Raw genomic sequence first — 21,913 nt, forward strand, 5'->3', positions numbered from 1 at the left:
AATGAAGCGTTATGACGGGGCCGCCCGCACGGCTGGCTGACGCCTATAACCGCGCGGGCGGCCCCGTCTTCATTCATAACTCATAACTAAAAAATGTATGCTACAAAACTACTTCAAAATCGCCTTTCGCAATCTGTGGAGAAACAAGGTTTTTTCCGGGATCAACGTGTTCGGACTAGCCGTCGGGCTGGCGTCCTGTTTGCTCCTGTATCTGTACATCTCGCACGAATTGAGTTACGATTCCTTTCAGCAAAAGGCCGACCGGACGGTGCGGGTCGTGATGGAATACAGCATGGAAGGGCAGGTCAACAAAGTCCCGCAAACCGGAACGAAGGTGGCGCCGGAATTCGGGCGGCAGTTTCCCGAAGTAGAATCGGGCGTCCGGATGGAAAACCGGCAGGCTGTGGTCAGTTATGCCGACCGGAAATTCAGTGAGAAAAAAGTGGTCTACGCCGATTCCGCTTTGTTCCACATCTTCTCATTCCGGTTGAAACAGGGCAATCCGAAAACCGCCCTGGCCGGTCCCAACCTGGTCGTCCTGTCGGAATCCTCGGCCAAAAAGTACTTCGGGAACGAAAACCCGGTCGGCAAAACCGTCCGGATCAACGCCGGGGGTGGGGATAAAGACTATGCCGTAACGGGTGTGGTGGAAGACTGCCCGGACAATTCCCAAATCAAATACGACCTGCTGGCTTCGTTTACGACCCTCTCCGCGTCGAAAGAAGAGCAGTGGTTTTCGGCCAATTATGCCACCTACTTGCTACTGCGCAAACCGGAGTCGATTGCCACGCTGCAGGCCAAGATCCCGGCTTTCATGAAAACGCAGTTCAGCAAGGAAGAGATGTCGGGCGGTAATTACCTGACCTACCACCTCGAACCACTGCGAAAGGTGCATCTTCACTCCGACGTTGAGGGCAATTTTGAACCCAACGGCGATCTGGTTTATCTCTACATTTTCGGCTCCGTGGCGGTGTTGATTCTGATCATTGCCTGCGTCAATTACATCAACCTGGCCACCTCGCGGGCCGTGGAGCGGGCGCAGGAAGTCGGCGTTCGGAAGGTGATGGGCGCGTTGCAGGGGCAATTGTTCGGGCAGTTCATTGGCGAGTCGGTGATCGTCACTTTTGCGGCCCTGGGGCTGGGCCTGTTGCTGGTTTACCTGGGTCTTCCGCTTTTCAACGACTTGTCCGACCGGGAATTTTCGTTCGACGTTCTGATGGAATCCCGGAATTTGTTGCTTCTGTTGGGGATTGTGCTGCTGGTCAGTTTCATCGCGGGCGGTTATCCGGCCCTGGTGCTGGCCCGCTATGAACCCGTTCACGTTCTGAAGGGGCATTTGAAAACCGCCGGAGCCGGACAATTCCGCCGGGCACTGATCGTGTTTCAATTCGCCATTACGGCCTTTCTGATTGTCTGTACGATGCTGGTTCGCAACCAGTTGTCCTACATCCAGGATAAAAAACTGGGTTATAGCAAAGATCATGTCCTGGTGCTGCCCGCCGACCGGCAGGTGAACGAAAAAATCCGGGCCTTAAAATCTGAATTCAAACGGAACGCCGATGTGCAGCAGGTGACCCGGGCCTATGAATCACCGGTTTACATCAACGGCGGCTACGGCATGCACCGAACCGGCACCCCGGACGACCAGTATAAATCAGTAACGGCACTGCCCGCCGATGAAGATTTCGTCAAAACGATGGGCCTGCGGATTGTGGCGGGTCGCGACTGGATGCCGACCGATCTGGAACAGGCGACCACGCCCGGCAGCGACAGCCTGCGTCATTTTCATTTCATTCTGAACGAAGCCGCCGTGAAAGAAATGGGCTGGAAGTCGCCCCGGGAAGCGGTTGGGCAAAAAATGGATATGGGCAACCAAAGACCCGGCGTTGTCGGTGCGGTGGTCGAAGATTTCCACTTTGCCTCCATGAAGCAGAAAATCAGTTCGCTGGTCATTTTTCCGGAAGCCAGTGGCAATGTCCTGCTGGTCAAATTGTCGGGAAGCCGGTTGCCCGCTACGCTTCAGTTTCTGGAAGAAAAGTGGAAAGCAGTCGTTCCCGCCCGCCCGTTCGAATACGAGTTTCTGGATCAAGAGTTTTCCAGACTCTATTTCGCCGAAACCCGCACGGGCCAGATTTTCAGCGTATTTGCGTTTCTATCGATCTTGCTGGCCTGCCTGGGACTGTTCGGCCTGTCGGCCTATACAACTGCGCAGCGCACCAAGGAGATCGGCATCCGGAAAGTGCTGGGCGCGTCGGTGCCGAACATTGTTCTGTTGCTTTCCAAAGATTTCTTGAAGCTGGTTCTGATCGCAATCGTGCTGGCTTCGCCCCTGGCGTGGTGGGCCATGAACCGGTGGTTGCAGGATTTCGCCTACAAAATCGACGTAGAGTGGTGGGTGTTTGTCATCGCCGGAGTCATTGCCGTTGCCATTGCGTTCCTGACGGTTTCGCTCCAAAGTGTTAAAGCGGCTTTGATGAATCCGGTTAACTCACTGCGTTCGGAATGATGAGTTAAGAATGAAGAGTGATAAGTTACAACGTGGTGGCATCAGCCGTCCGTAGGGTTGGCTGGCGCTTTTTTTAATTCTCAACTCATCACTCTTAACTCTTAACTAAAAAGCTTGTGATCTGGAACTACTTCAAAATATCCTGGCGGACATTCTGGAAAAACCGCACCATCAGCCTGGTCAATGTGTTGGGGCTGGCCATTGGCCTGGTCGTGACCTTGCTGATCGTGCTGTATGTTGCCCATGAGTACAGCTACGACCGGTTTCATGCCAATGGCCGCCGGATCGTAAAGGTGGAACTCCGGCACGAGGAGGGCGAGCGGTCGTATTCAGCCCCCACGATGTCATACCGGTTTGGCGAAACGGTCAAAGCAGCTTGCCCCGGTGTTGACGACTTTGCCCGTTTGACGGAAAAAGGCTTTAACAGCAAACTGATTCAGAGCGATGCAGACCACAAAGCCTTTGAATCGGACTTCCGGTTTGCCGACCCCGGTATTCTGCGGTTGTTTTCTTTTCAACTCCTGACAGGTGATCCCAAAACCGTGTTGACCCGCCCGGCAACAGTGGTGCTGACCGAGCGCATGGCCCGCAAGTATTTCGGTGATGCGGACCCGCTGGGAAAAACGATCCTGTACGACAAAGTCCACCGGTTACAAGTGGTCGGTGTGGTAAAAAATCCGCCGTTCAACTCGTCCATCCAGTTTGATTTTCTGGGCGATATGACAACCCATCGCGCGATTGAACGGAACTGGCATGCCGGTTTTCTGGGCGAGAAGAAAGCCGACGAAATTCAGGAGAGCGTGGGAACCGGCGGAAGTTATGAAACGTATTTTCTGCTCAGTGCCCAAGCCATCACGCACGACATTGAACAGAAAATACCGTCGCTGCTGAGTAAAGAAGAAACGATTAAAGATGGAAGAGATCGTTACCGGCTCTATCCGCTTTTCGATTATCATTTTCGCTTCCAGAACCTAACCTACAAACGGGTCGGGATCTTTTCAGTGGTCGGTGGGCTCATTCTGCTGCTGGCACTCATCAATTACGTGAGTCTGACCACGGCCCGTTCCACAATTCGCGCGAAGGAAATATCGATTCGGAAGGTGGTGGGAGCCGCCCGCAAAGCACTCGTCGTTCAGTTTTACCTCGAATCAGCGCTGTATGTAACGCTGGCGTTCTGTTTTGCCATGCTGATTTTCACCGTATTGCAGCCCGTCTTTTGCAATACACTCCAAATTACCATCGATCCGAACTTTCTGACAAGCCCCTTCTTCCTGATTCCAACGGCTGGATTTTTTGTCCTGAGCATTTTGCTTTCGGGAAGTTACCCGGCTTTGCTGCTTTCCGGTTTTTCACCAATTCAGTCGTTGAAGGGCAAATTCAGCGCAGCGGGTAGTGCGCTCTGGATTCGGAAAGGGCTGACGGTTTTTCAGTTTACGGTTTCCATTGCGCTGATGATCGGTTCCATTCTGATTAAAAACCAGTTGGATCTGTTCCTGCAGAAAGATCTCGGAATTGATCGCGAGCGGGTGGTGACGGTACATCTGGACCCGGAAGACGGCTTGGATAAATACGGCAAAGCCATTCGGGCCGAGATCAATCAGTTGAAAGGCGTTGAATCGGTTGCGGCTTCAACCCTGCTGATGTATGGCCCCTTTTCAAGTAGCTGGCAGTTGAAACGAATGGATGGCAAAAAAAAAGTGATCGCTACCACGTACACGGTAGATGGCGAATTTATCGAAACCATGAACATCAAGTGGGCCATCGCTTCCCAAAAAGGACTTAACTGGGCGAACACTAACCAGATCGTCCTCAATGAAAGTGCAGCGAAACAACTGGGAGTCAACTCAAAAAACTACGAACAACGCCTTGATTTAGGGCGGGGAATGACAAAAACCGTAGTGGGCGTTGTGAAGGATTTTAATTTCATGACGATGGCTTATGGCATTGCACCAATGGCTTTGTTTGTCGGGAGTGACACGACTTTCCGGGATTATTTGTACATAAAGCTGGCAAAAGGGGCACCCACTTCGGAGACGCTGGCGTCCATTCAGCAGGTGTATGATCGCTATAAAACGGCCAAACCGTTTGCGTATGCGTTTCTGGATCACACCTACCGCCAACTGTACGTCAATGAGCTGAGTATGGGCAAAATCATTCTGGCTCTCACCGGCTTTGCCATCCTGATTGCCTGCCTCGGTCTGTTCGGGCTGGCGACTTTTACAGCGGAACAACGGACCAAGGAAATCGGCGTTCGGAAGGTATTAGGAGCCAGTGTTACCAACATTGTCCGGTTGCTTTCTGTAGATTTTCTGAAACTGGTTCTGATTTCCATCGGAATAGCCACGCCCATTGCGGGCTATGTGATGAAAAACTGGTTGCAGGATTTTGCGTACAAAGTGGAATTGTCGTGGTGGGTTTTCGCGCTGGCGGGGTCGCTGGCGGTTTTCATTGCCTTGCTAACGGTCGGTTTTCAAAGCATCCGGGCGGCTTTGATGAATCCGGTTACCTCACTGCGTTCGGAATGAAGAGTTAAGGCCGTCCGACGCCCGTAGGGTTGCCAACGCTTTTTTAAATTCTTAACTCATCACTCTTAACTAAAAAGCTTATGATCCGGAACTACGTCAAAACCGCTCTTCGCCAATTGCGATACAATCCGTTGTTCAGCTTCCTGAACATCCTCGGCTTAACCGTCGGACTGGCCGTCAGCACATTCATTGCCCTGTATGTCTGGCACGAATTCCATTACGACCGCCATCATCCGTTTGCCGAGCGGACGTATCGCCTGTTGGCGGTTGCCAACTACGGAGGTGATGATTTTATGATGGCCGGTTTGCACGAGTCGTTCGGTACGGCCATCAAACAACAGATTCCGGAAGCGGAAGAGGTGGTGCGGTTATCCGAAGGATTTGGCGATGTTGTGTTGCAATCGGATGAAAAACACCGGTTTAAAGAAGAAAAGATCGGCGTTGCCGACAGCCCGGCCTTGTCGGTTCTGGGCGTTCGCCTGCTCAGCGGGAATCCAAAAACCGCACTCAGCGAACCGGGGCGGATCGTGCTGACCCGCGCGATGGCGGAAAAATATTTCGGAAACCAGTATCCCATCGGACGTCCGTTGGTGTACGACAAACACTACACGCTCACCGTTTCGGGCGTGCTGGACGACCTGCCGACCAACTCGGTGATCCAGTTCAACGCGCTGGTGTCGTTGAGTTCGATGCCGACGCTGGGAGCAACGGCGCAAAACGTTTATAAATCAGCCGGTTTTCTAACCCATTACCTGGTGCTGCGTCCGGGAGCCCAGGTAGCCCAGGTTGAAGCCAAGCTCAAAAAAGTAAAAGCCGGGATTCAGTTTGTGGGTATGAGTTCCAACTACATTTTGGAAGCCATGCCCTCGCTGCACCTCGACAGCCGGATGGCGCCCAAAACCGGTCGACAGTCGCTTTACATTCTCCTGACCGTCGCCCTGGTCATTCTGGCGTTGGCAGTCATCAATTACGTGAGCCTGACCACCGCCCGCGCCACCAAACGTGCCCGCGAAGTAGGGGTTCGGAAAGCCGTTGGCGGGCAACGCGGGGAACTGATCGGCCAGTTTTTTACGGAATCGTTCCTGACCACCACGCTGGCCTTTGCGCTGTCGCTCGGCATTTTGCAGGCGCTGTTTCCGTGGGCCAATCAGGCGCTGGACCTGCACATGGACAACCGGGTCTTGCAACAGGGTTCCTACTGGATCTTGCTGCTGACCCTGTGGCTGGGCTGTTCGCTGCTGGCGGGTAGTTATCCGGCTCTGCTGTTGTCGCGGTTTCGGCCTCAGGAAGTGCTGAAAGGCACGATGAGTTCGGGGCGGAGCGGGGCCGCGGTTCGGCGGGTGTTCACCACCGTGCAGTTTGCCACCTCGATTGGCCTGCTGATTTGCAGCATCGTGTTGTATACCCAAATGCGGTTTTTACGCACCAAAAACCTGGGCATCAACCGGTCGCAAGTTGTAGCGATGAAAGTCGATGCCGAAATGGCCGCCCAGTTCCCGGCCCTGCGCGACGCCGTCCGGCAATGGGCGGGTTCCGAAAACGTGGCGGTTTCCAACACGGCTTTGTTTACCGACAACATTTCTACCTGGTTTATGAAGACGGAAAAAACCAAAAAACAGGTGATGGTGAATGTGCTGTCGGTGGACAAAACGTTCTTCAAAATGATGGGCATTCGCTGGTTGTATGCGCCCGTCGGCTGGGAACAAAAACCGGTGACAAACGAGCTGACGGTTTTCAACCAGACGCTGATGAAAGAAGCCGGGATCAAGGGCAATCCGCAGCAACAGACCCCGCCGTTTAAAGGGTCGAAAACCGCCGGTGTGTTCGCCGATTTCCACGTGCGGAGCCTGCACGGGCCGGTGTCGCCCATGCAACTGAGTGTCGTGAGTGATTCGGCCCGGGCGCTGGTTGCCAACGGCGGTTTTCTGCTGGTCCGGCTGAATCCCCACACGGACGTGGTAAAATCGCTGGACAAACTCAAAGCCCTTTACGACGCCAGCAAGCCCCTTGTGCCGTTCGATTATTATTTCCTCGACGACGCCTACGACAGACTGTATGCCAAAGAACAGCAACTGATGCGCTTGTTCAACGGGTTTACGGGCCTGACGTTGCTGGTGGCCAGTCTGGGCTTGCTCGGCCTGATTACCTTCTCGGTAGAAGCCCGTACCAAGGAGATCGGCATCCGGAAAGTGCTGGGAGCTTCCGTTTCCGGTATTGTCACACTACTGTCGAAAGACTTCCTGAAACTCGTGCTGCTGTCGATGCTCATTGCATCGCCCGTTGCCTGGTATGCGATGGACAAATGGTTGCAGGATTTTGAATACAAAGTGGACATTCAATGGTGGATGTTCGCGCTGGCGGGCGGTTCAGCCCTGGTCATTGCCGGCCTGACCGTCAGCTTTCAAAGCATTAAAGCCGCGCTGATGAATCCGGTTAACTCACTTCGTTCGGAATAACAAAGAGTTAAGAGTGAAGAGTTAAGAATTAAGAGTTGGCTGACGCACGTGTTTTCAGCTTGCGTCAGCCAACTCTTAATTCTTAACTCTTAATTCCTAACTCATAACTCTTCACTAAAAATGCTACGTAACTACTTTAAAATCGCCTGGCGGACGTTGTGGAAAAACCGCTCGTACAGCCTGATCAACGTCCTCGGTTTGTCGTTGGGAATCACCTGCTGTCTCGTCATTTATGTGTTCATCCGGTATGAACTGAGCTTCGACCATTTCCATTCAAACGCCGATCGAACCTACCGGATCGTGGAACACAACCGGAAAGCCGACGGGGTTCAATACTGGTCGAGCACCGCCTACCCCCTGGCCGAAGCCATTCGCCGGGAGATTCCGGGGGTGGGCGTGACGCAAACCGCCGGCCCCGATTCACGCATCATCAGTTCGACGGATGAACATGGAACGGTGTACCGGTTTGATGAAAAACGGGTGCTGTTTGCCGACGCAGAATACCTGAAAACGTTCGATTTTAAAGCGATTGCGCCGGACGGAATCTGGCTGGCGGGGAATGCAACGACGGCTTTTCAGCAACCCAACGCCGTGGTGCTGACCCAGAAAATGGCCGAACGGTATTTTGCCGGAGCCGCCCATCCCTACGAAAGGTTGCTTGGTAAAACGCTGACCATCAACAATTCAGACCCGCTGGTGGTGTCGGGAATCATTCAGGACCCGCCCCGGAACACCAATCTTTTGTTTGATATCCTGATCAATTACCAGTTCTACAAAGCCAATAACCCGTATTACGCTTCAAACTGGTCGGGCAACTACCAGGGTACCACCTACGTCACACTGCCGGTTGGTGCTGATCCGCAGGCGTTTGAGCGAAAACTGGTGGCCTTGCAGAAAAAATACATGAATGCCGAAGATATTCGCCGTAAAACCTACGTGCTGCAACCGCTGGCCGATGTGCATACCGAAACGCGTTATGGCGAGAATATTGGCAGTTACGTCATCAGCCGCACGGTTTTGGCCGGGCTGGCGAGTCTGGCGGTTTTTCTGATTCTGATCGGCGCTTTTAATTTCATCAACCTCAGCGTTGCACAGGCCATTCAACGGCGGAAGGAAGTGGGTGTCCGGAAGGTGGTGGGCAGTTCGCAGCGGCAATTGTTCGTTCAGTTCATTGGCGAAAGTCTGGTGATCACGGTAATTGCGGGAGTCCTGTCGCTGGGTGCGCTGAACGGATTGCTGGCGGTGATCAATCAATCCATGACCCTCATCGAACTCGACCTGCACGCCGATCACACAGTCTGGTGGTTTGGGGCGGGTCTGGTGGGAGTCGTTGCGGTTTTAGCGGGTGCCTATCCGGCGGTTGTGTTGTCGAGGTTCCAGCCCATCAAAGCCCTGAAAAATACGTTTTCGGCACCCCAAAAAGGGTTTTCGCTACGCCAGGGACTGATTGTTCTCCAGTTTTGCATTACCTACGGCTTGCTGGTTGGCACGCTGGTGGTTTCGCGGCAGATGGCATTTTTCCAGCAAAAGGAATTGGGTTTTACGAAGGACGCGGTGATGACCATCAATAGTCCGCGCAACCAGCAGGACAGCAAGCTGGCCGTATTTCGGGAACAGTTGCGCCAAAACCCGGCCGTCAAAAACGTGAGTTTTTCGTCGGGCGCCCCGCTGACCGAAAACCACTACGGAACGGATTTCCGCCTGAAATCGGAGTCGGAGCAAATGAAACGGCAGGCCGAATTAAAAGTAGTGGATCTGAACTATCAATCTCTTTTTGACCTTCAGCTAGTCAGCGGCCGTTGGTTCACGCCCTCGAATATCGTACCCAATGGCCAGCCTTTTAACGGGTTTATCATCAACGAAACGTTGGTCAAGATGCTGGGACTCACACCCGAGACCGCCATTGGTCAAACCGTTGTCATCAACGAAGGCGAAGCCCCGATTCTGGGTGTGGTAAAGAATTTTCACAACCGCTCGTTGCAAAATGCGATCGAACCCTGTGTCATGACCTGCTGGAACAGCGGATTTTACGGACAGATTCACCTGCGACTCGCTCCGCACACCGGCCATGAACCGAACCTGCGCCAAGCTCTCCAGGCGATTGAACGAACCTGGAAACAGACTTTCCCGGACGATGTCTACCGGTACACGTTCCTCGACGAAGACCTGGCGAGAAATTACCTGATCGAGCAACTCGTATTCGACGCCTTCCGGATTTTTGCCGCCATCTCCATTTTCATTTCCTGCCTGGGTCTGTTTGGCCTGATTACGTTTGCCGCCAACCAGCGGACGAAAGAAATTGGCGTTCGCAAGGTGCTGGGCGCGTCGGTGGGCAGCATCGTCGGGTTGTTATCGAAAGACTTCCTGAAACTGATTTTCGTCTCCATTCTGATTGCGACGCCCATCGCCTGGTACGGCATGAACCAGTGGTTGCAGGATTTTGCCTACAAAATCGATGTGGAATGGTGGATGTTCGCCCTCGCCGGTTTTGCCGCCGTCGTCATTGCCTTTGCCACGGTTTCATTTCAAAGCATCAAAGCCGCGTTGATGAATCCGGTGAAGAGTTTGCGGTCGGAATAAAACCAGAGGCTAATCATTCCGACGGTTCCAACAAAATGGAGCATCCCTACGGGATTGGTTTGATCCAATTCGTGGATCGATCCCTACAATATGGGGCATCCCTACGGGATTGGTTGGTTTGTCTTCGAGAACCAGATTGCGCCATCCGTCCCGTAGGGATGCCCCATATTGTAGAAAACATGCCCACATTCATGGGGATGAATCCCGTAGGGATGGACCATTTTGTAGAACCACATCACAAAACATCAAACCAATCCCGTAGGGATGGGCCCTTAGACCGGCTCTTTAAAAATATACCGTACATCATACGGCACTTCAAATTTTTTCAAAAATTTCAAATATTCTTCCTGAAACGTCTGGCTTCGATGGTGTTCCGCCTGATTTTGAATGTAGCGGAACACCCCTTCCACCTGCGAGCGGCTGTAGGAAAAGACGCCATAACCTTCCTGCCATTCGAAACGGGACGGAGTGAGTCGATGGTCATTGACCCATTTTGAAGACCCGGCTTTGACGGTTTGCATCACCTCCGAAATCGCGCGGCTGGGGTTCAGACTGATAAAACAATGCACATGGTCATGAACGCCATTGACAATGAGCGTTTTGCAGGTAGTTTCATTGATCAGATTGCCAATGACACCAAATAAATCGGTTTGCCAATCTTTGTGAATCAGAGCGGCCCGGTATTTCACTGAAAAAACGGTTTGGATATAGACTTGATGATACGTGTTTGCCATATTGGTCATTCCAATGGAATTATTTGGTGTTCCATTGAGACCGGTTGCGGCAAGATTGGTCATCCCTACGAGATTGTTTTTGGTTTTTCATGCGACACGGTTTCTACTACAAAATGGACCATCCCTACGGGATTCATCCTCCGTAGAATCGCACGTGTTTCTACAAAATGAACCATCCCTACGGGATTCATTTCCGGATAAGCGCACGTGTTTCTACAAAATAGGCCATTCCTACGGGATTCATCTCCGGATAAGCACGCGATTTCTACAAAATGGGCCGTCTTAATGGGACGGATGGCGTAACCGATTTCCTACATGAAATCCAAAAACAATCCCGTAGGGATGAGCCATTTTGTAGAAACCGTATCGCGCGAAAAACCAAAAACAATCCCGTAGGGATGGCCCATTTTGTAGAAAACATGCCCACCAGAAAACCATCAAATCCCGTAGGGATGCCCCATTTTGTAGAAACCGTATCGCGCGAAAAACCAAAAACAATCCCGTAGGGATGGCCCATTTTGTAGAAACCGTATCGCGCGAAAAACCAAAACAATCCCGTAGGGATGGCCCATTTTGTAGAAAACATGCCCACCAGAAAACCATCCAATCCCGTAGGGATGCCCCATTTTGTAGAAACCGTGCCCACCAGAAAACCAAAAACAATCCCGTAGGGATGGGCCATTTTGTAGAAACCGTATCGCGCGAAAAACCAAAAACAATCCCGTAGGGATGGCTCATATAGCGATTTCTACAAGGTAGTCCATTCAGCCGTGATTGTTCTTGGAACGCCCCTGCAACCACTCTTCCGTCACGCCCCCACCGTCTGGCGATAGGCTGTTGGCGTCACGCCTTCCAGCATTTTGAATAAGCGGGAAAAATAATGCAGGTTGTTGAACCCCACTTGAAAACACACTTCGGTGACCGTAGCCGCCGGATTGGCCAGCAGGCGTTTGGCCAATCCGATCCGTTCGCGGATGATAAACTCCACCGGCGACAGGCCAAAGGCTTCTTTAAAGGTTCGGAAAAAACCGGATTTGCTCATGCAGGCTTTCTGACACAGAACCTCGATGCTGATTTTCGCCGTCAGGTTTTCGCGGATGTACTCGACCACGGCTGCAAACCGATTGTTCGTCGCCAGCCCGTCTTCAATCAGGGCCATGTTCTGCGTCTGAATCACCCGGATCAGCAGGGATTTAAGCGTCAGGTCAGCCAGGGCGTCTTTGGCCAGATCGTCTTCCATGCTGATGTTGATCAGCTTGTTCATGACGTTGGCCAGTTCCCGGTTGTTGTAAAAGTGATACTGACTGAAATTCAGCTTCCACTCCCCTATCTCATCTTTCCGGGGATAACGCTCGTTCAGAAAATCCAGCAACTCCGTCACCACATGCCAGTCGAGGGCAATGGTGGCGCATTGTACCGGGTGTTTGTCGTCAGCTTCCGGGAAGTCCACTTTCATCGAAATGCCTTCCGGCAAAATGACGGTTTCGCCGGGCAGAAAATCAAAACCGGGTTTCTGGGATAAATGCATCACTTTTTTCCCGCGCAACATACTGGTAATAACCAGTCCGTTGTACGACAATACCACGTCGGAACATTGCCGGTAAGTCTCGAAAATGTTCAATTCGCAGTGATTCAGGGTAAAAACCCGGCGGTGTTCGACCAGCGAATCCAGCGCTCTGGCGTCCGACAAATTGATGGTTTGTAAAGGAAATCCGTTGGTCATCATGTTTCAGGGTAAGCCCTATAAATGTTTTTCGATAAGAAAATTTACTGATCACTACGATAGAATTGGATAATAGTAGTATTTGTTGGTATTATCGTGTAACTAGAAGCTTTTCTGAATACCTAGTTTTGCTCAGGTTCACCGAATGAACCAACAGATTGATCACTTTATCCAAAAGAACGAAATCATGAGCACAACTGGCATCACATTAGAACAAGCTGAGGTTGCGGTAAAAGCCGCTAAAGCCAAAGCCGCAGAATTGGGAACCGTCATGAACATCACCGTCGTCGACGCAGGGGCCAACCTGACGGCTTTTGCCCGCATGGATGGCGCCTGGCTGGGATCGGTCGATATTTCGCAGAAGAAAGCGAAAACCGCCCGCTTTTTTGATATGAACACGGGGGAACTCGGAAAGTTATCGCAACCGGGTGGCTCGTTGTTCAACATCGAACACGCGAACGGCGGACTGATTACCTTTCCGGGCGGAATTCCGATCAAGAATGCCGACGGCGACGTGATTGGAGCCATCGGCGTATCCGGCAGCACCGTCGAAAACGACCATGCCGTCGCCAAAGCGGGAGCCGAAGCGGTTCATTAATAATGCTTTATTTGAATATCTAAACCCTCTAAACCCTAGAAGTATGTGTCAAAACCACGGTGTTGCGTACATTAAACCCGGTGTGGTGGAAGTACAGTCCATTGAATACCCCAAACTGGCGATCGGTGATCGAATGTGCCACCACGGCGTCATCCTGCAAATCGTTTCAACCAACATCTGCGGCAGCGACCAGCACATGGTGCGGGGCCGGACCACTGCCCCGGCGGGCCTGGTACTGGGCCACGAAATCACGGGCCTGGTCATCGAAGCCGGGCGTGATGTCGAGTTTGTCAAAGTCGGGGATCTGGTGTCGGTTCCGTTCAACATTGCCTGCGGACGTTGCCGGAATTGCAAAGTGGGCCAAACCGGTATTTGCCTGAATGTCAATCCCGCCCGGCCCGGCGCAGCCTACGGTTACGTCGACATGGGCGGCTGGGTTGGCGGTCAGGCCGAATATGTGATGGTTCCCTACGCTGATTTTAACCTGTTGAAATTTCCGGACAAAGACCAGGCAATGGCTAAAATCCGGGATCTGACGCTGCTGTCGGACATTTTCCCGACGGGTTATCACGGTGCCGTGACGGCGGGCGTAGGGCCGGGTTCCATTGTGTATGTGGCCGGAGCCGGGCCGGTTGGGCTGGCTTGTGCGGCTTCGTGCCATTTGCTGGGAGCCGCCGTCGTCATTGTCGGCGACATGATTCCCGAACGGCTGGAGCAGGCCAAAAGCTTTGGGTGCGAAATTGTCGATTTGCGGAAAGACACGCCACTGGCCGATCAGATTGCCGCTATTATTGGCGTTCCGGAAGTCGATTGCGCCGTCGATTGCGTCGGTTTTGAAGCCCGGGGCCACGGTTCGGATGCCGGTACGGAACGGCCAGCCACGGTTTTGAATGCCATCATGAGCGTTACCCGAGCCGGGGGCGCGCTGGGCATTCCGGGGCTGTACGTAACGGGCGATCCGGGAGCCGCCGACGATGCCGCCAAGGAAGGAAGCCTGAGCATCCGGATTGGTTTGGGCTGGGCCAAGTCGCACTCGTTCTATACAGGTCAGTGCCCGGTGATGAAATACCACCGGCAATTGATGAACGCCATTCTGTACGACAAAATCCAGATTGCCAAAGCCGTGAATGTGGAAGTGATCAGCCTGGATAAAGCGCCGAAAGGCTACCAGGATTTTGACAAAGGTGCGGCCAAGAAATTCGTCATCGATCCGCACGGAATGATTCCGAATTAAGGGACTATCGGTTCGCAACTACCGCCCCAACCAACCTGTCCGTAAATGTACGCACCGCGTCCGTTTACGGACATTTTATTTCATTTTCATTCCATATAAAATTGATTATCAGAACATTAAAAATCTGGTATATCATTTGGGCAGGCTAGATCGGTACCTCTCTCATTTTCTTTGATCCGGCCGATTATGCTACGCAACTACTTCAAGATCGCCCTCCGAAACCTGGCTAAAAACAAGGTTTTTTCGTTCATCAACATCCTCGGTTTAGCGGTAGGAATGGCCGTGGCCATGATGATCGGGCTGTGGATTTATGACGAGGTATCGTTCAATACATTCCACCGGAACTACGACCGGCTGGCGCAGTTATACGTCAACCAGACGTTCAACGGCAGCACGGGCAGCAGCCGGGCGATTTCCATTCCGTCGGCAACCGAAATCAAAACCAAGTACGGAGCCAACTTCAAATCCGTATCGCTGGCGTCCTGGAGTTACGGCCATCTGCTGGTTCATGGCGAAAAGAAAATCAACAAAAACGGGATGTACGTCGAGCCGTCTTTCCCGCAGATGCTCTCCCTGAACCTGCTCAAAGGCAATTACACCACCGTGCTGAAAGAACCCCGTTCCATTCTGCTGTCGGAGTCGATGGCCAAAGCGCTTTTCGGAGAAGCCGATCCGCTCAACAAAACCGTCAAAATCGATTCCAAGAACAGCGCCAAAGTGACGGGCGTATACGAAAATCTGCCGTTCAATTCCGAATTCTACCGGGTCGAGTTCTACATGCCCTGGAGTGACTATCTGGCCGATCAGTCGTGGGTGAAGGAATCCCAACAGCAATGGGGCAATCACTCGTTTCAGTGTTTTGCCCAAATCGCCGACCAGGCCGATATGGATAAGGTATCGGCAAAAATTCGCGATGTGGAGAAAAAACACACCACGGCGCGCGACAACCCCGAATATTTCCTGCATCCGATGAGCCGGTGGCATTTGTATTCCGATTTTAAAGAAGGGAAAAACGTCGGTGGTGGCATTCAGTTTGTCTGGCTATTCAGCATCATCGGCGTCTTTGTGTTGCTGCTGGCGTGCATCAACTTCATGAACCTGAGTACGGCAAGAAGCGAAAAACGCGCCAAAGAAGTGGGCATTCGCAAAGCCGTGGGTTCGCAACGGCGGCAGTTGATTTCCCAATTCATCAGCGAGTCGATGCTGGTCGTTTTCTTCGCTCTGTTGGTGGCGGTTTTGCTGGTATTGCTGTCGCTATCGCCCTTCAACGAACTGGCCGGAAAGAAGGTGAGTTTCCCGTATCAAAATCCTGTTTTCTGGCTGCTTCTGCTCTCTTTTTCGCTGCTCACCGGTCTTTTGGCCGGCAGTTATCCGGCCTTTTACCTGTCGTCTTTCAATCCGTTGAAGGTTCTGAAAGGCACCTTCAAAGTGGGCCGCTGGGCCACAGTTCCCCGCAAAGTGCTGGTGGTGACGCAGTTTACAGTTTCCATTACGCTCATCATTGGTACCCTTATCGTTTTCCGGCAAATTCAGCACGCCAAAAACCGCCCCGTTGGCTACAACCGTGAGGGCTTGCTGCAAATTTATATCAGCAGTTCTCTGTACGACAAATACGATCCACTTCGGGATGATCTGCTGAAATCGGGTGCGGTTTTCGAAATGAGCAAATCGTCGAGCCCCACCACCTACGTGAGCTCCAACCAGATCGGTTTTGAGTGGGAAGGCAAAGATCCGAAGTCGGTTCCGCTGTTTGGCGTGGTGGCCTGCTCCCATGAGTTCGGAAAAACCATCGGCTGGCAAATCAAGGAAGGGCGTGATTTCTCCCGCGATTTCTCCACGGATAGTTCCGCGTTTATTCTGAACGAAGCGGCCGTCAAACTGACCGGGCTTAAAAACATTGTGGGCAAGATTATCCGGTACAATGACCAGGCGTGTCAGGTCGTGGGCGTGGTCAAAGACATGGTGATGGAGTCGCCCTATACGCCCATCAAACCCACCATTTTCATGATCAATACCAATTGGGCCAGTGTCTTCAACGTCAAATTGATGCCAAATATGCCGGTTGAAACGGCCCTCAAAAAAGTCGAAACCGTTTTTAAGAAACACGATCCCGACAGTCCGTTCGATTTTCAATTTGCCGACGACGAATACAACGCCAAGTTCCGAACCGAAGAACGCGTGGGGAAACTGGCGCGGATTTTTGCGACACTCGCCATTTTCATCAGTTGCCTCGGCCTGTTTGGACTAGCGTCGTTTGTTGCCGAACAGCGAACCAAAGAAATTGGCGTCCGGAAAGTGCTGGGTGCTTCGGTCTTCAGCCTGTGGGGATTGCTTTCCAAAGACTTCATACGACTGGTTCTGCTTTCGTTCCTGATTGCCGCGCCCCTGGCCTGGTATTTCCTGAGCGACTGGCTGAAGCAGTACGAATACCGAACCGATATTTCCTGGTGGATCTTCGCCCTGTCCGGACTGGGAGCGGCTGTGATTACGGTTGCAACCGTCAGTTTCCAGGCGATCAAAGCCGCTTTAATGAACCCGGTTAACTCACTCCGTTCCGAATAAGGAGTTAAAAGTTATGAATTGTCAGATGCATTAACGCTTGATTCTTAACTCATAACCGCACGGGCGGCCCCGTCTTAATTCAAAAAGGGTATGCTACAGAACTATTTCAAAATCGCCTGGCGGAACCTGGTCAAGAACAAGGTGTTTTCGCTCATCAACATCGTCGGTTTATCGGTCGGATTAACCTGCTGCATCCTCATCACGGCGTTCGTCGTTGATGAACTCAGCTACGACCGGCATCCGGCACAAGCCGACCAGATTTACCGCGTTGGTCTGCATCTGACGGTCAACGACGGCATCACCGACTTTCCCAACGTCGATGTTGCCGTGGGGCAGGGCATCAAAAATGCGTTCCCTGAGGTCGAGGCATCGACCCGGCTGCTGCGGTGGAACCAGGTCTTTATTCGCTACAAAGAGAAGCAGATCAAAGAAAAATCGATTGCGGTAGTGGACTCCAATTTCCTGGCTATTTTTTCCATACCGTTTCTGGAAGGTGACTCAAAAACCGCCCTGAAAGAGCCAAATTCCGTGGTGGTAACGAAGGAATTGGCCACACGTTTTTTTGGCCATGAACCCGCGCTCGGCCAACTGCTGACCTTCGGCAACGGCGATGTTCGCAAGATCACGGGTGTCATCCGCGAAATTCCGAAGAATTCGCATTTTCACTTCAATCTGTTTTTCAGCACTGCCGACGTAAAATACGCCCAGAACCAGACCTGGAGCAACGTGGGTTGCTACACCTATCTGGTGCTTAAAAAAGGAGCCGATCCGCAGAAGCTGGAAGCGAAATTCCCGCAACTGGTTGCCAAACACGTCGTCCCCGAGATCCAGCACGACATGGGCGTTAGCCGGGCCAAAGCGCAGAAATCGGTCAATACCTTCCGGTTTTTCCTCCAGCCGCTGACCGACATTCATTTGCACTCGGCCACGAAATACGAACTGGAACCCAACGGCAACATCAACTACGTGTATATTTTCAGCATTCTGGCGGTTTTTATCCTGCTGCTGGCCATCGTCAATTTCACCAACCTGTCTACGGCGGGGGCCGCCAAACGCTCCAAGGAAATCGGCATCCGGAAGGTGATGGGGTCGATCAAGGCCCAGTTGATGGGGCAGTTTCTGCTCGAATCGGTCATCATTACGTTTCTGGCCCTGCTGCTTTCGGTGGGGCTGGTGACGGTGCTCCTCCCTTTTTTCAATGACCTGGCCGGGAAACAAATCGAAGGGTCGGCGGTATTCAACCCGAAAAGCATCGCCGGTTTTCTGGCATTCGGTGTCGTCGTCGGTATTCTGGCGGGCATCTACCCGGCTTTTTTCCTCGCTTTCTCCAAAATCACCGCCGTTCTCAAAGGCGGTTCGGTGCTCCAGAACGCCGGTCGCGGTGGCTTGCGAAGCGGGCTGGTGGTTTTTCAGTTCGCCATTTCCGGGGCGCTCATCATTGCCACCCTGGTGTCGTACCAGCAACTGAAATTCATGCAAACCAAAACGCAGGGCTTTGATAAAGAGCAGGTTCTGGTCATTCACGACACCTACATGCTGGGAACGAACGAAACCGCCTTTAAAGATCAGTTGCGGCAGGACAGCCGGGTGGATCAGGCGAGTCTTTCCCGCAGCATTCCGCTCAGTACTGAGACACAGGAAGGCACGCAGATTTTCGGAAAAGATCCGGTCAAAAAGGCCAATACCAACGAAATTCAGGCTACGGTTTTTCGCATCGACGACGCGTATCTGCCCACGCTGGGCATTGCGTTGCGGTCGGGGCGGAATTTCTCGAAGGCATTTGCAACCGATTCTGCCGCCGTGATCATCAACGAAGCCACGGTTCGGGATTTGGGCTGGGGGCGCAGCAATCCGATTGGCAAAACCATCGTCCGTTCCGGGCGTCGGGAATTTACGGTAATCGGCGTCGTCAAGGATTTTCATTATGCCTCCGCCCGGCAAAAAATTGCTCCGCTCATGATGATTCTGGGCGGCAATTCGGGCGCCATTCAGGTGAAAGTGAAGGCGGATGATGCTTCCGCTGTTGTCGAATCGTTCAAGCAAAAGTGGGCCGCCCTGAGTCCTCCCGCCCCTTTTACCTACACGTTTCTGGATGATCGCTTTGCGGTTTTGTACGAAGCAGAGCAAAAAACCGGTCGGCTCTTCACGGTTTTTGCCGGTATTTCCATCGTCATCGCCTGTCTGGGCCTGTTCGGGCTGGCCACGTTCACCGCCGAACAGCGCACGAAGGAAATTGGCGTCCGGAAGGTCATGGGGGCTACCTCGTCCAGCATCGTTGTGCTGCTCTCGAAAGACTTCCTGAAACTGGTTTTCATTTCCGTTCTCATCGCCTTCCCCATCGCGGGCTGGACGATGAATTACTGGTTACAGGATTTTGCGTACCGCATCGAAATCGCCTGGTGGATCTACATCCTGGCGGCTTTTCTGGCGGTCGGCATTGCGTTGCTAACGGTTTCGTTCCAGTCGATCAGGGCGTCGTTGATGAATCCCGTGAAGAGTTTAAAGCGTGAGTAAAGTGCTCATTACCAAACCTATCCTATGAGATGATTAAAAATTACTTCAAAATCGCCTACCGGAACCTGCTGCGGCAGAAGACATTTTCCATCATCAACATCGTCGGTTTAACCGTCGGCCTGACGTGCTGTTTCCTGATTCTGCTCTTCGTGCGGCACGAATTGAGCTACGACATCTTTCAGCAGAAATTCGACCGGATTTACCGGATCAGCTATCTGCCCAAATTCGCGGGGCTGGAAGAACCACTGGCCCTGACTCCGCCCACGGTTTCGCCCTTGTTGGCTTCCAACTTTTCGGAAATCGAGAAATCAGCCCGGGTCTACCGCAGCAGTGCGACTATCGAGCTGATGGACAACCGGCAGTCGCAACCCGTCAAATTTGACGAGGAACGGTTCTTCTTCAGCGATTCGACCCTGCTCGACATCTTCTCTTTCAAGTTTCTGCAAGGCGATCCGCGTACGGCCCTGAAAGATAAATTCACGGTGGTGATTACCGATGAAATGGCCGCGAAGTATTTCGGCAAAACCAGTCCGCTCGGCAAAACCCTGCTTTACGAAGGCCAGCATCCGCTGCGGGTGACGGGTGTGGTAGAAAAATTTCCGGACAATTCGCACATTCACATCGACCTGCTGTCGAATTACGAAACCATGTTTGCGACTGAAAGTGAGAACGTTCGGCAAAACCTTCCGCAAAACTGGGTCATTTCCCACGGCTACACCTACGTATTGCTGCGCCCCGGAACCTCGCCGGAGTCGGTCAACGCCCGGTTTCCGAAGTTTCTGCTGACACACGCCGACAAGCAGTTCGCCAAAGACATTGTCTATGCACTGGACCCGATGCGGGATTTCCACCTGCGTTCGCGGGCGCAGGGTGCCCCGGAGGCTCCCGGCAGCATGACCTACATCTACGTTTTTCTCGGCATTGCGGTGATCACCCTACTAATTGCCTGCATCAATTTTGTAAACCTCTCGACGGCCCGCTCCCTCAAGCGGGCGAAGGAGGTCGGTATTCGGAAAGTCTTAGGCAGTGAAAAACCACAACTGATTGCGCAATTTCTGGGCGAATCCCTCCTGCTGAGCGTCATCGCCCTGCTGATTTCCTTCGTTCTGATTGCGGTTTTGCTACCGGTTCTTAACAACCTGACCGGCAAGGAACTGACCATTCGCTACTTCCTGTCCGACGCCGGGTTGCTGGTGCTGTTTGTCGGCATTGCGTTACTAACCGGCTTATTATCAGGCAGTTACCCCGCTTTCTTCGTGTCCGGTTTTCAGCCGATTGCGACCCTGAAAGGCAGTTTTGTCAGTGGCAAAGCCCGGGGTGGGCGGTTACGGCAGGTGTTGCTGGGCGCACAGTTTGTGGCCTCAATTGCGCTGATCATCGGAGCATTGGTGGCTTTTCAGCAACTGGAATACATGAAAAACCGCCCGCTTGGGTTTGAAAAGGACTTCATCATCACGGCCAATACGCGCAACGAAAAGATTACCAACGTTTTCGCCAACCGCTCCGACAGTACGTATTCCCGGTTGCGGACGTTCCGGGACATTCTGCTCAAAAACCCGCAGATCAGGCAGGTCACGCTGTCGACCCAGCAGATGGGTTCCGGTTCGGTCCGGCGGAATGTCGTCGCCGAGGGCCATTCGCCGGATGAGAACGTTTTTATCGGAACGATGGGGGTCGATCACAACTTTGCCCAAACTTACGGTCTGAAATTTGTTGCCGGACGGGATTTTTCGGAGTCGTTTCCCACCGATAAAACGGCGGCTTTTCTGATCAACGAAACCGGAGTGAAGCAACTGGGCTGGAAATCGGCTACCGAAGCCGTCGGCAAGTCGGTCAATCTGGAAGGCAAACAGGGTAAGATTGTCGGCGTCCTGAAAGATTTCCACAACCAGTCGCTGCAACGCCCCATTGAAGGCATGCTGATGACGATTGACCAGCCGTTGCTGCGGCTTTTCTCGATCAAAATTCAGTCGCAAAACCGGGCCGAAACGCTGAAGTTCATTCAGCAGGAATGGGACCGGTATTTTCCCGAAAAAGGATTCGCTTCGCAGTTTCTGGACGATAACCTCGCCCGGCTGTATGAAAACGAGCAACGGCTGAGCCAACTCATTGGCTACTTTGCCGGGCTGGCGGTCCTCATTTCGTGCCTGGGTTTATACGGTCTGGTTTCGCTCGTAACGCAGCAGAAAACCAAGGAAATCGGCATTCGCAAAGTGCTGGGTGCCACCGTCAGCAGCATTGTCGGGCTGGTTTCCCGTGATTTTGTGATTCTGGTGGTCATCTCGCTGGTGATTGCCTCACCGCTGGCGTGGTGGGCCATGACGAAATGGCTGGCGGAGTTTGCCTATAAAATTGACATCGAATGGTGGATGTTCGCGCTGGCGGGCATTCTGGCGGTTTTGGTAACCCTGATCACAGTGAGTTTCCAAAGCATCAAAGCGGCCCTGAAAAATCCGGTAACCTCATTGCGTTCGGAATAAT

The 21,913-nt window shown here is 52.6% G+C and carries 12 protein-coding genes; 9 read left to right on the forward strand and 3 right to left on the reverse strand.

Annotated features, from left to right (window positions below):
• Nucleotides 1-97 precede the first annotated feature (97 nt).
• The 4 genes from FH871_RS01750 to FH871_RS01765 all read left to right on the forward strand — a co-directional run bounded on the left by FH871_RS01750 (nucleotide 98) and on the right by FH871_RS01765 (nucleotide 10,067).
• A complete protein-coding gene (locus FH871_RS01750; RefSeq protein ID WP_138989610.1) occupies nucleotides 98-2,506 on the forward strand; it encodes an ABC transporter permease in 2,409 nt (802 codons plus the stop codon).
• A gap of 116 nt (nucleotides 2,507-2,622) precedes the next feature.
• Entirely contained in the window at nucleotides 2,623-5,031 is a 2,409-nt protein-coding gene (locus tag FH871_RS01755) for an ABC transporter permease (protein WP_138989611.1), read from the forward strand.
• Between the two features lie 80 nt (nucleotides 5,032-5,111).
• Nucleotides 5,112-7,487 (forward strand): ABC transporter permease, encoded by a 2,376-nt coding sequence (locus FH871_RS01760; protein WP_138989612.1) that lies wholly within the window; start codon nucleotides 5,112-5,114, stop codon nucleotides 7,485-7,487.
• 120 nt (nucleotides 7,488-7,607) lie between these two features.
• The gene (locus FH871_RS01765; RefSeq protein WP_138989613.1) at nucleotides 7,608-10,067 is read left to right on the forward strand and encodes an ABC transporter permease; all 2,460 of its coding nucleotides are present in this window, start codon (nucleotides 7,608-7,610) and stop codon (nucleotides 10,065-10,067) included.
• 272 nt (nucleotides 10,068-10,339) lie between these two features.
• On the opposite strand, the gene tnpA is transcribed toward FH871_RS01765, so the two are convergent.
• The 3 genes from tnpA to FH871_RS01780 form a co-directional block, all read right to left on the reverse strand.
• Complete coding sequence (gene tnpA / locus FH871_RS01770; protein WP_306439224.1) at nucleotides 10,340-10,810, reverse strand: IS200/IS605 family transposase; 471 nt, start codon at nucleotides 10,808-10,810, stop codon at nucleotides 10,340-10,342.
• A gap of 256 nt (nucleotides 10,811-11,066) precedes the next feature.
• Nucleotides 11,067-11,483 (reverse strand): hypothetical protein, encoded by a 417-nt coding sequence (locus tag FH871_RS01775; RefSeq protein WP_138989615.1) that lies wholly within the window; start codon nucleotides 11,481-11,483, stop codon nucleotides 11,067-11,069.
• A gap of 126 nt (nucleotides 11,484-11,609) precedes the next feature.
• Complete coding sequence (locus FH871_RS01780) at nucleotides 11,610-12,527, reverse strand: AraC family transcriptional regulator (protein WP_229316940.1); 918 nt, start codon at nucleotides 12,525-12,527, stop codon at nucleotides 11,610-11,612.
• Between the two features lie 184 nt (nucleotides 12,528-12,711).
• Here FH871_RS01780 and FH871_RS01785 point away from each other — a divergent pair, with 184 nt between their 5' ends.
• From FH871_RS01785 to FH871_RS01805, 5 genes are all read left to right on the forward strand, one after another.
• On the forward strand, nucleotides 12,712-13,122 hold the full coding sequence (locus FH871_RS01785) for a heme-binding protein (RefSeq protein WP_138989616.1): 411 nt from the start codon (nucleotides 12,712-12,714) through the stop codon (nucleotides 13,120-13,122).
• Nucleotides 13,123-13,165: 43 nt separating this feature from the next.
• Entirely contained in the window at nucleotides 13,166-14,356 is a 1,191-nt protein-coding gene (gene fdhA, locus FH871_RS01790) for a formaldehyde dehydrogenase, glutathione-independent (RefSeq protein ID WP_138989617.1), read from the forward strand.
• A 186-nt stretch (nucleotides 14,357-14,542) separates the two neighbouring features.
• Nucleotides 14,543-16,918 carry an ABC transporter permease gene (locus FH871_RS01795; RefSeq protein WP_138989618.1) on the forward strand — a complete coding sequence of 792 codons (2,376 nt, stop codon included), beginning with the start codon at nucleotides 14,543-14,545 and terminating at the stop codon, nucleotides 16,916-16,918.
• 90 nt (nucleotides 16,919-17,008) lie between these two features.
• Entirely contained in the window at nucleotides 17,009-19,432 is a 2,424-nt protein-coding gene (locus FH871_RS01800) for an ABC transporter permease (RefSeq protein WP_138989619.1), read from the forward strand.
• A gap of 29 nt (nucleotides 19,433-19,461) precedes the next feature.
• Nucleotides 19,462-21,912 (forward strand): ABC transporter permease, encoded by a 2,451-nt coding sequence (locus tag FH871_RS01805; protein WP_138989620.1) that lies wholly within the window; start codon nucleotides 19,462-19,464, stop codon nucleotides 21,910-21,912.
• Nucleotide 21,913: the final 1 nt, after the last annotated feature.

Origin of the sequence: Larkinella sp. C7, assembly GCF_006149005.1 — a bacterium.
Taxonomy (GTDB): Bacteria; Bacteroidota; Bacteroidia; order Cytophagales; family Spirosomataceae; genus Larkinella.

Bases quoted from the DNA above. Each gene is read 5' to 3' on its own strand.
- FH871_RS01750 (WP_138989610.1), top strand. From the start codon at position 98: ATGCTACAAAACTACTTCAAAATCGCCTTTCGCAATCTGTGGAGAAAC.
- FH871_RS01760 (WP_138989612.1), top strand. From the start codon at position 5,112: ATGATCCGGAACTACGTCAAAACCGCTCTTCGCCAATTGCGATACAAT.
- FH871_RS01765 (WP_138989613.1), top strand. From the start codon at position 7,608: ATGCTACGTAACTACTTTAAAATCGCCTGGCGGACGTTGTGGAAAAAC.
- tnpA (WP_306439224.1), bottom strand. From the start codon at position 10,810: ATGACCAATATGGCAAACACGTATCATCAAGTCTATATCCAAACCGTT.
- FH871_RS01775 (WP_138989615.1), bottom strand. From the start codon at position 11,483: ATGGCCCATCCCTACGGGATTGTTTTTGGTTTTCTGGTGGGCACGGTT.
- FH871_RS01780 (WP_229316940.1), bottom strand. From the start codon at position 12,527: ATGATGACCAACGGATTTCCTTTACAAACCATCAATTTGTCGGACGCC.
- FH871_RS01785 (WP_138989616.1), top strand. From the start codon at position 12,712: ATGAGCACAACTGGCATCACATTAGAACAAGCTGAGGTTGCGGTAAAA.
- fdhA (WP_138989617.1), top strand. From the start codon at position 13,166: ATGTGTCAAAACCACGGTGTTGCGTACATTAAACCCGGTGTGGTGGAA.
- FH871_RS01795 (WP_138989618.1), top strand. From the start codon at position 14,543: ATGCTACGCAACTACTTCAAGATCGCCCTCCGAAACCTGGCTAAAAAC.
- FH871_RS01800 (WP_138989619.1), top strand. From the start codon at position 17,009: ATGCTACAGAACTATTTCAAAATCGCCTGGCGGAACCTGGTCAAGAAC.
- FH871_RS01805 (WP_138989620.1), top strand. From the start codon at position 19,462: ATGATTAAAAATTACTTCAAAATCGCCTACCGGAACCTGCTGCGGCAG.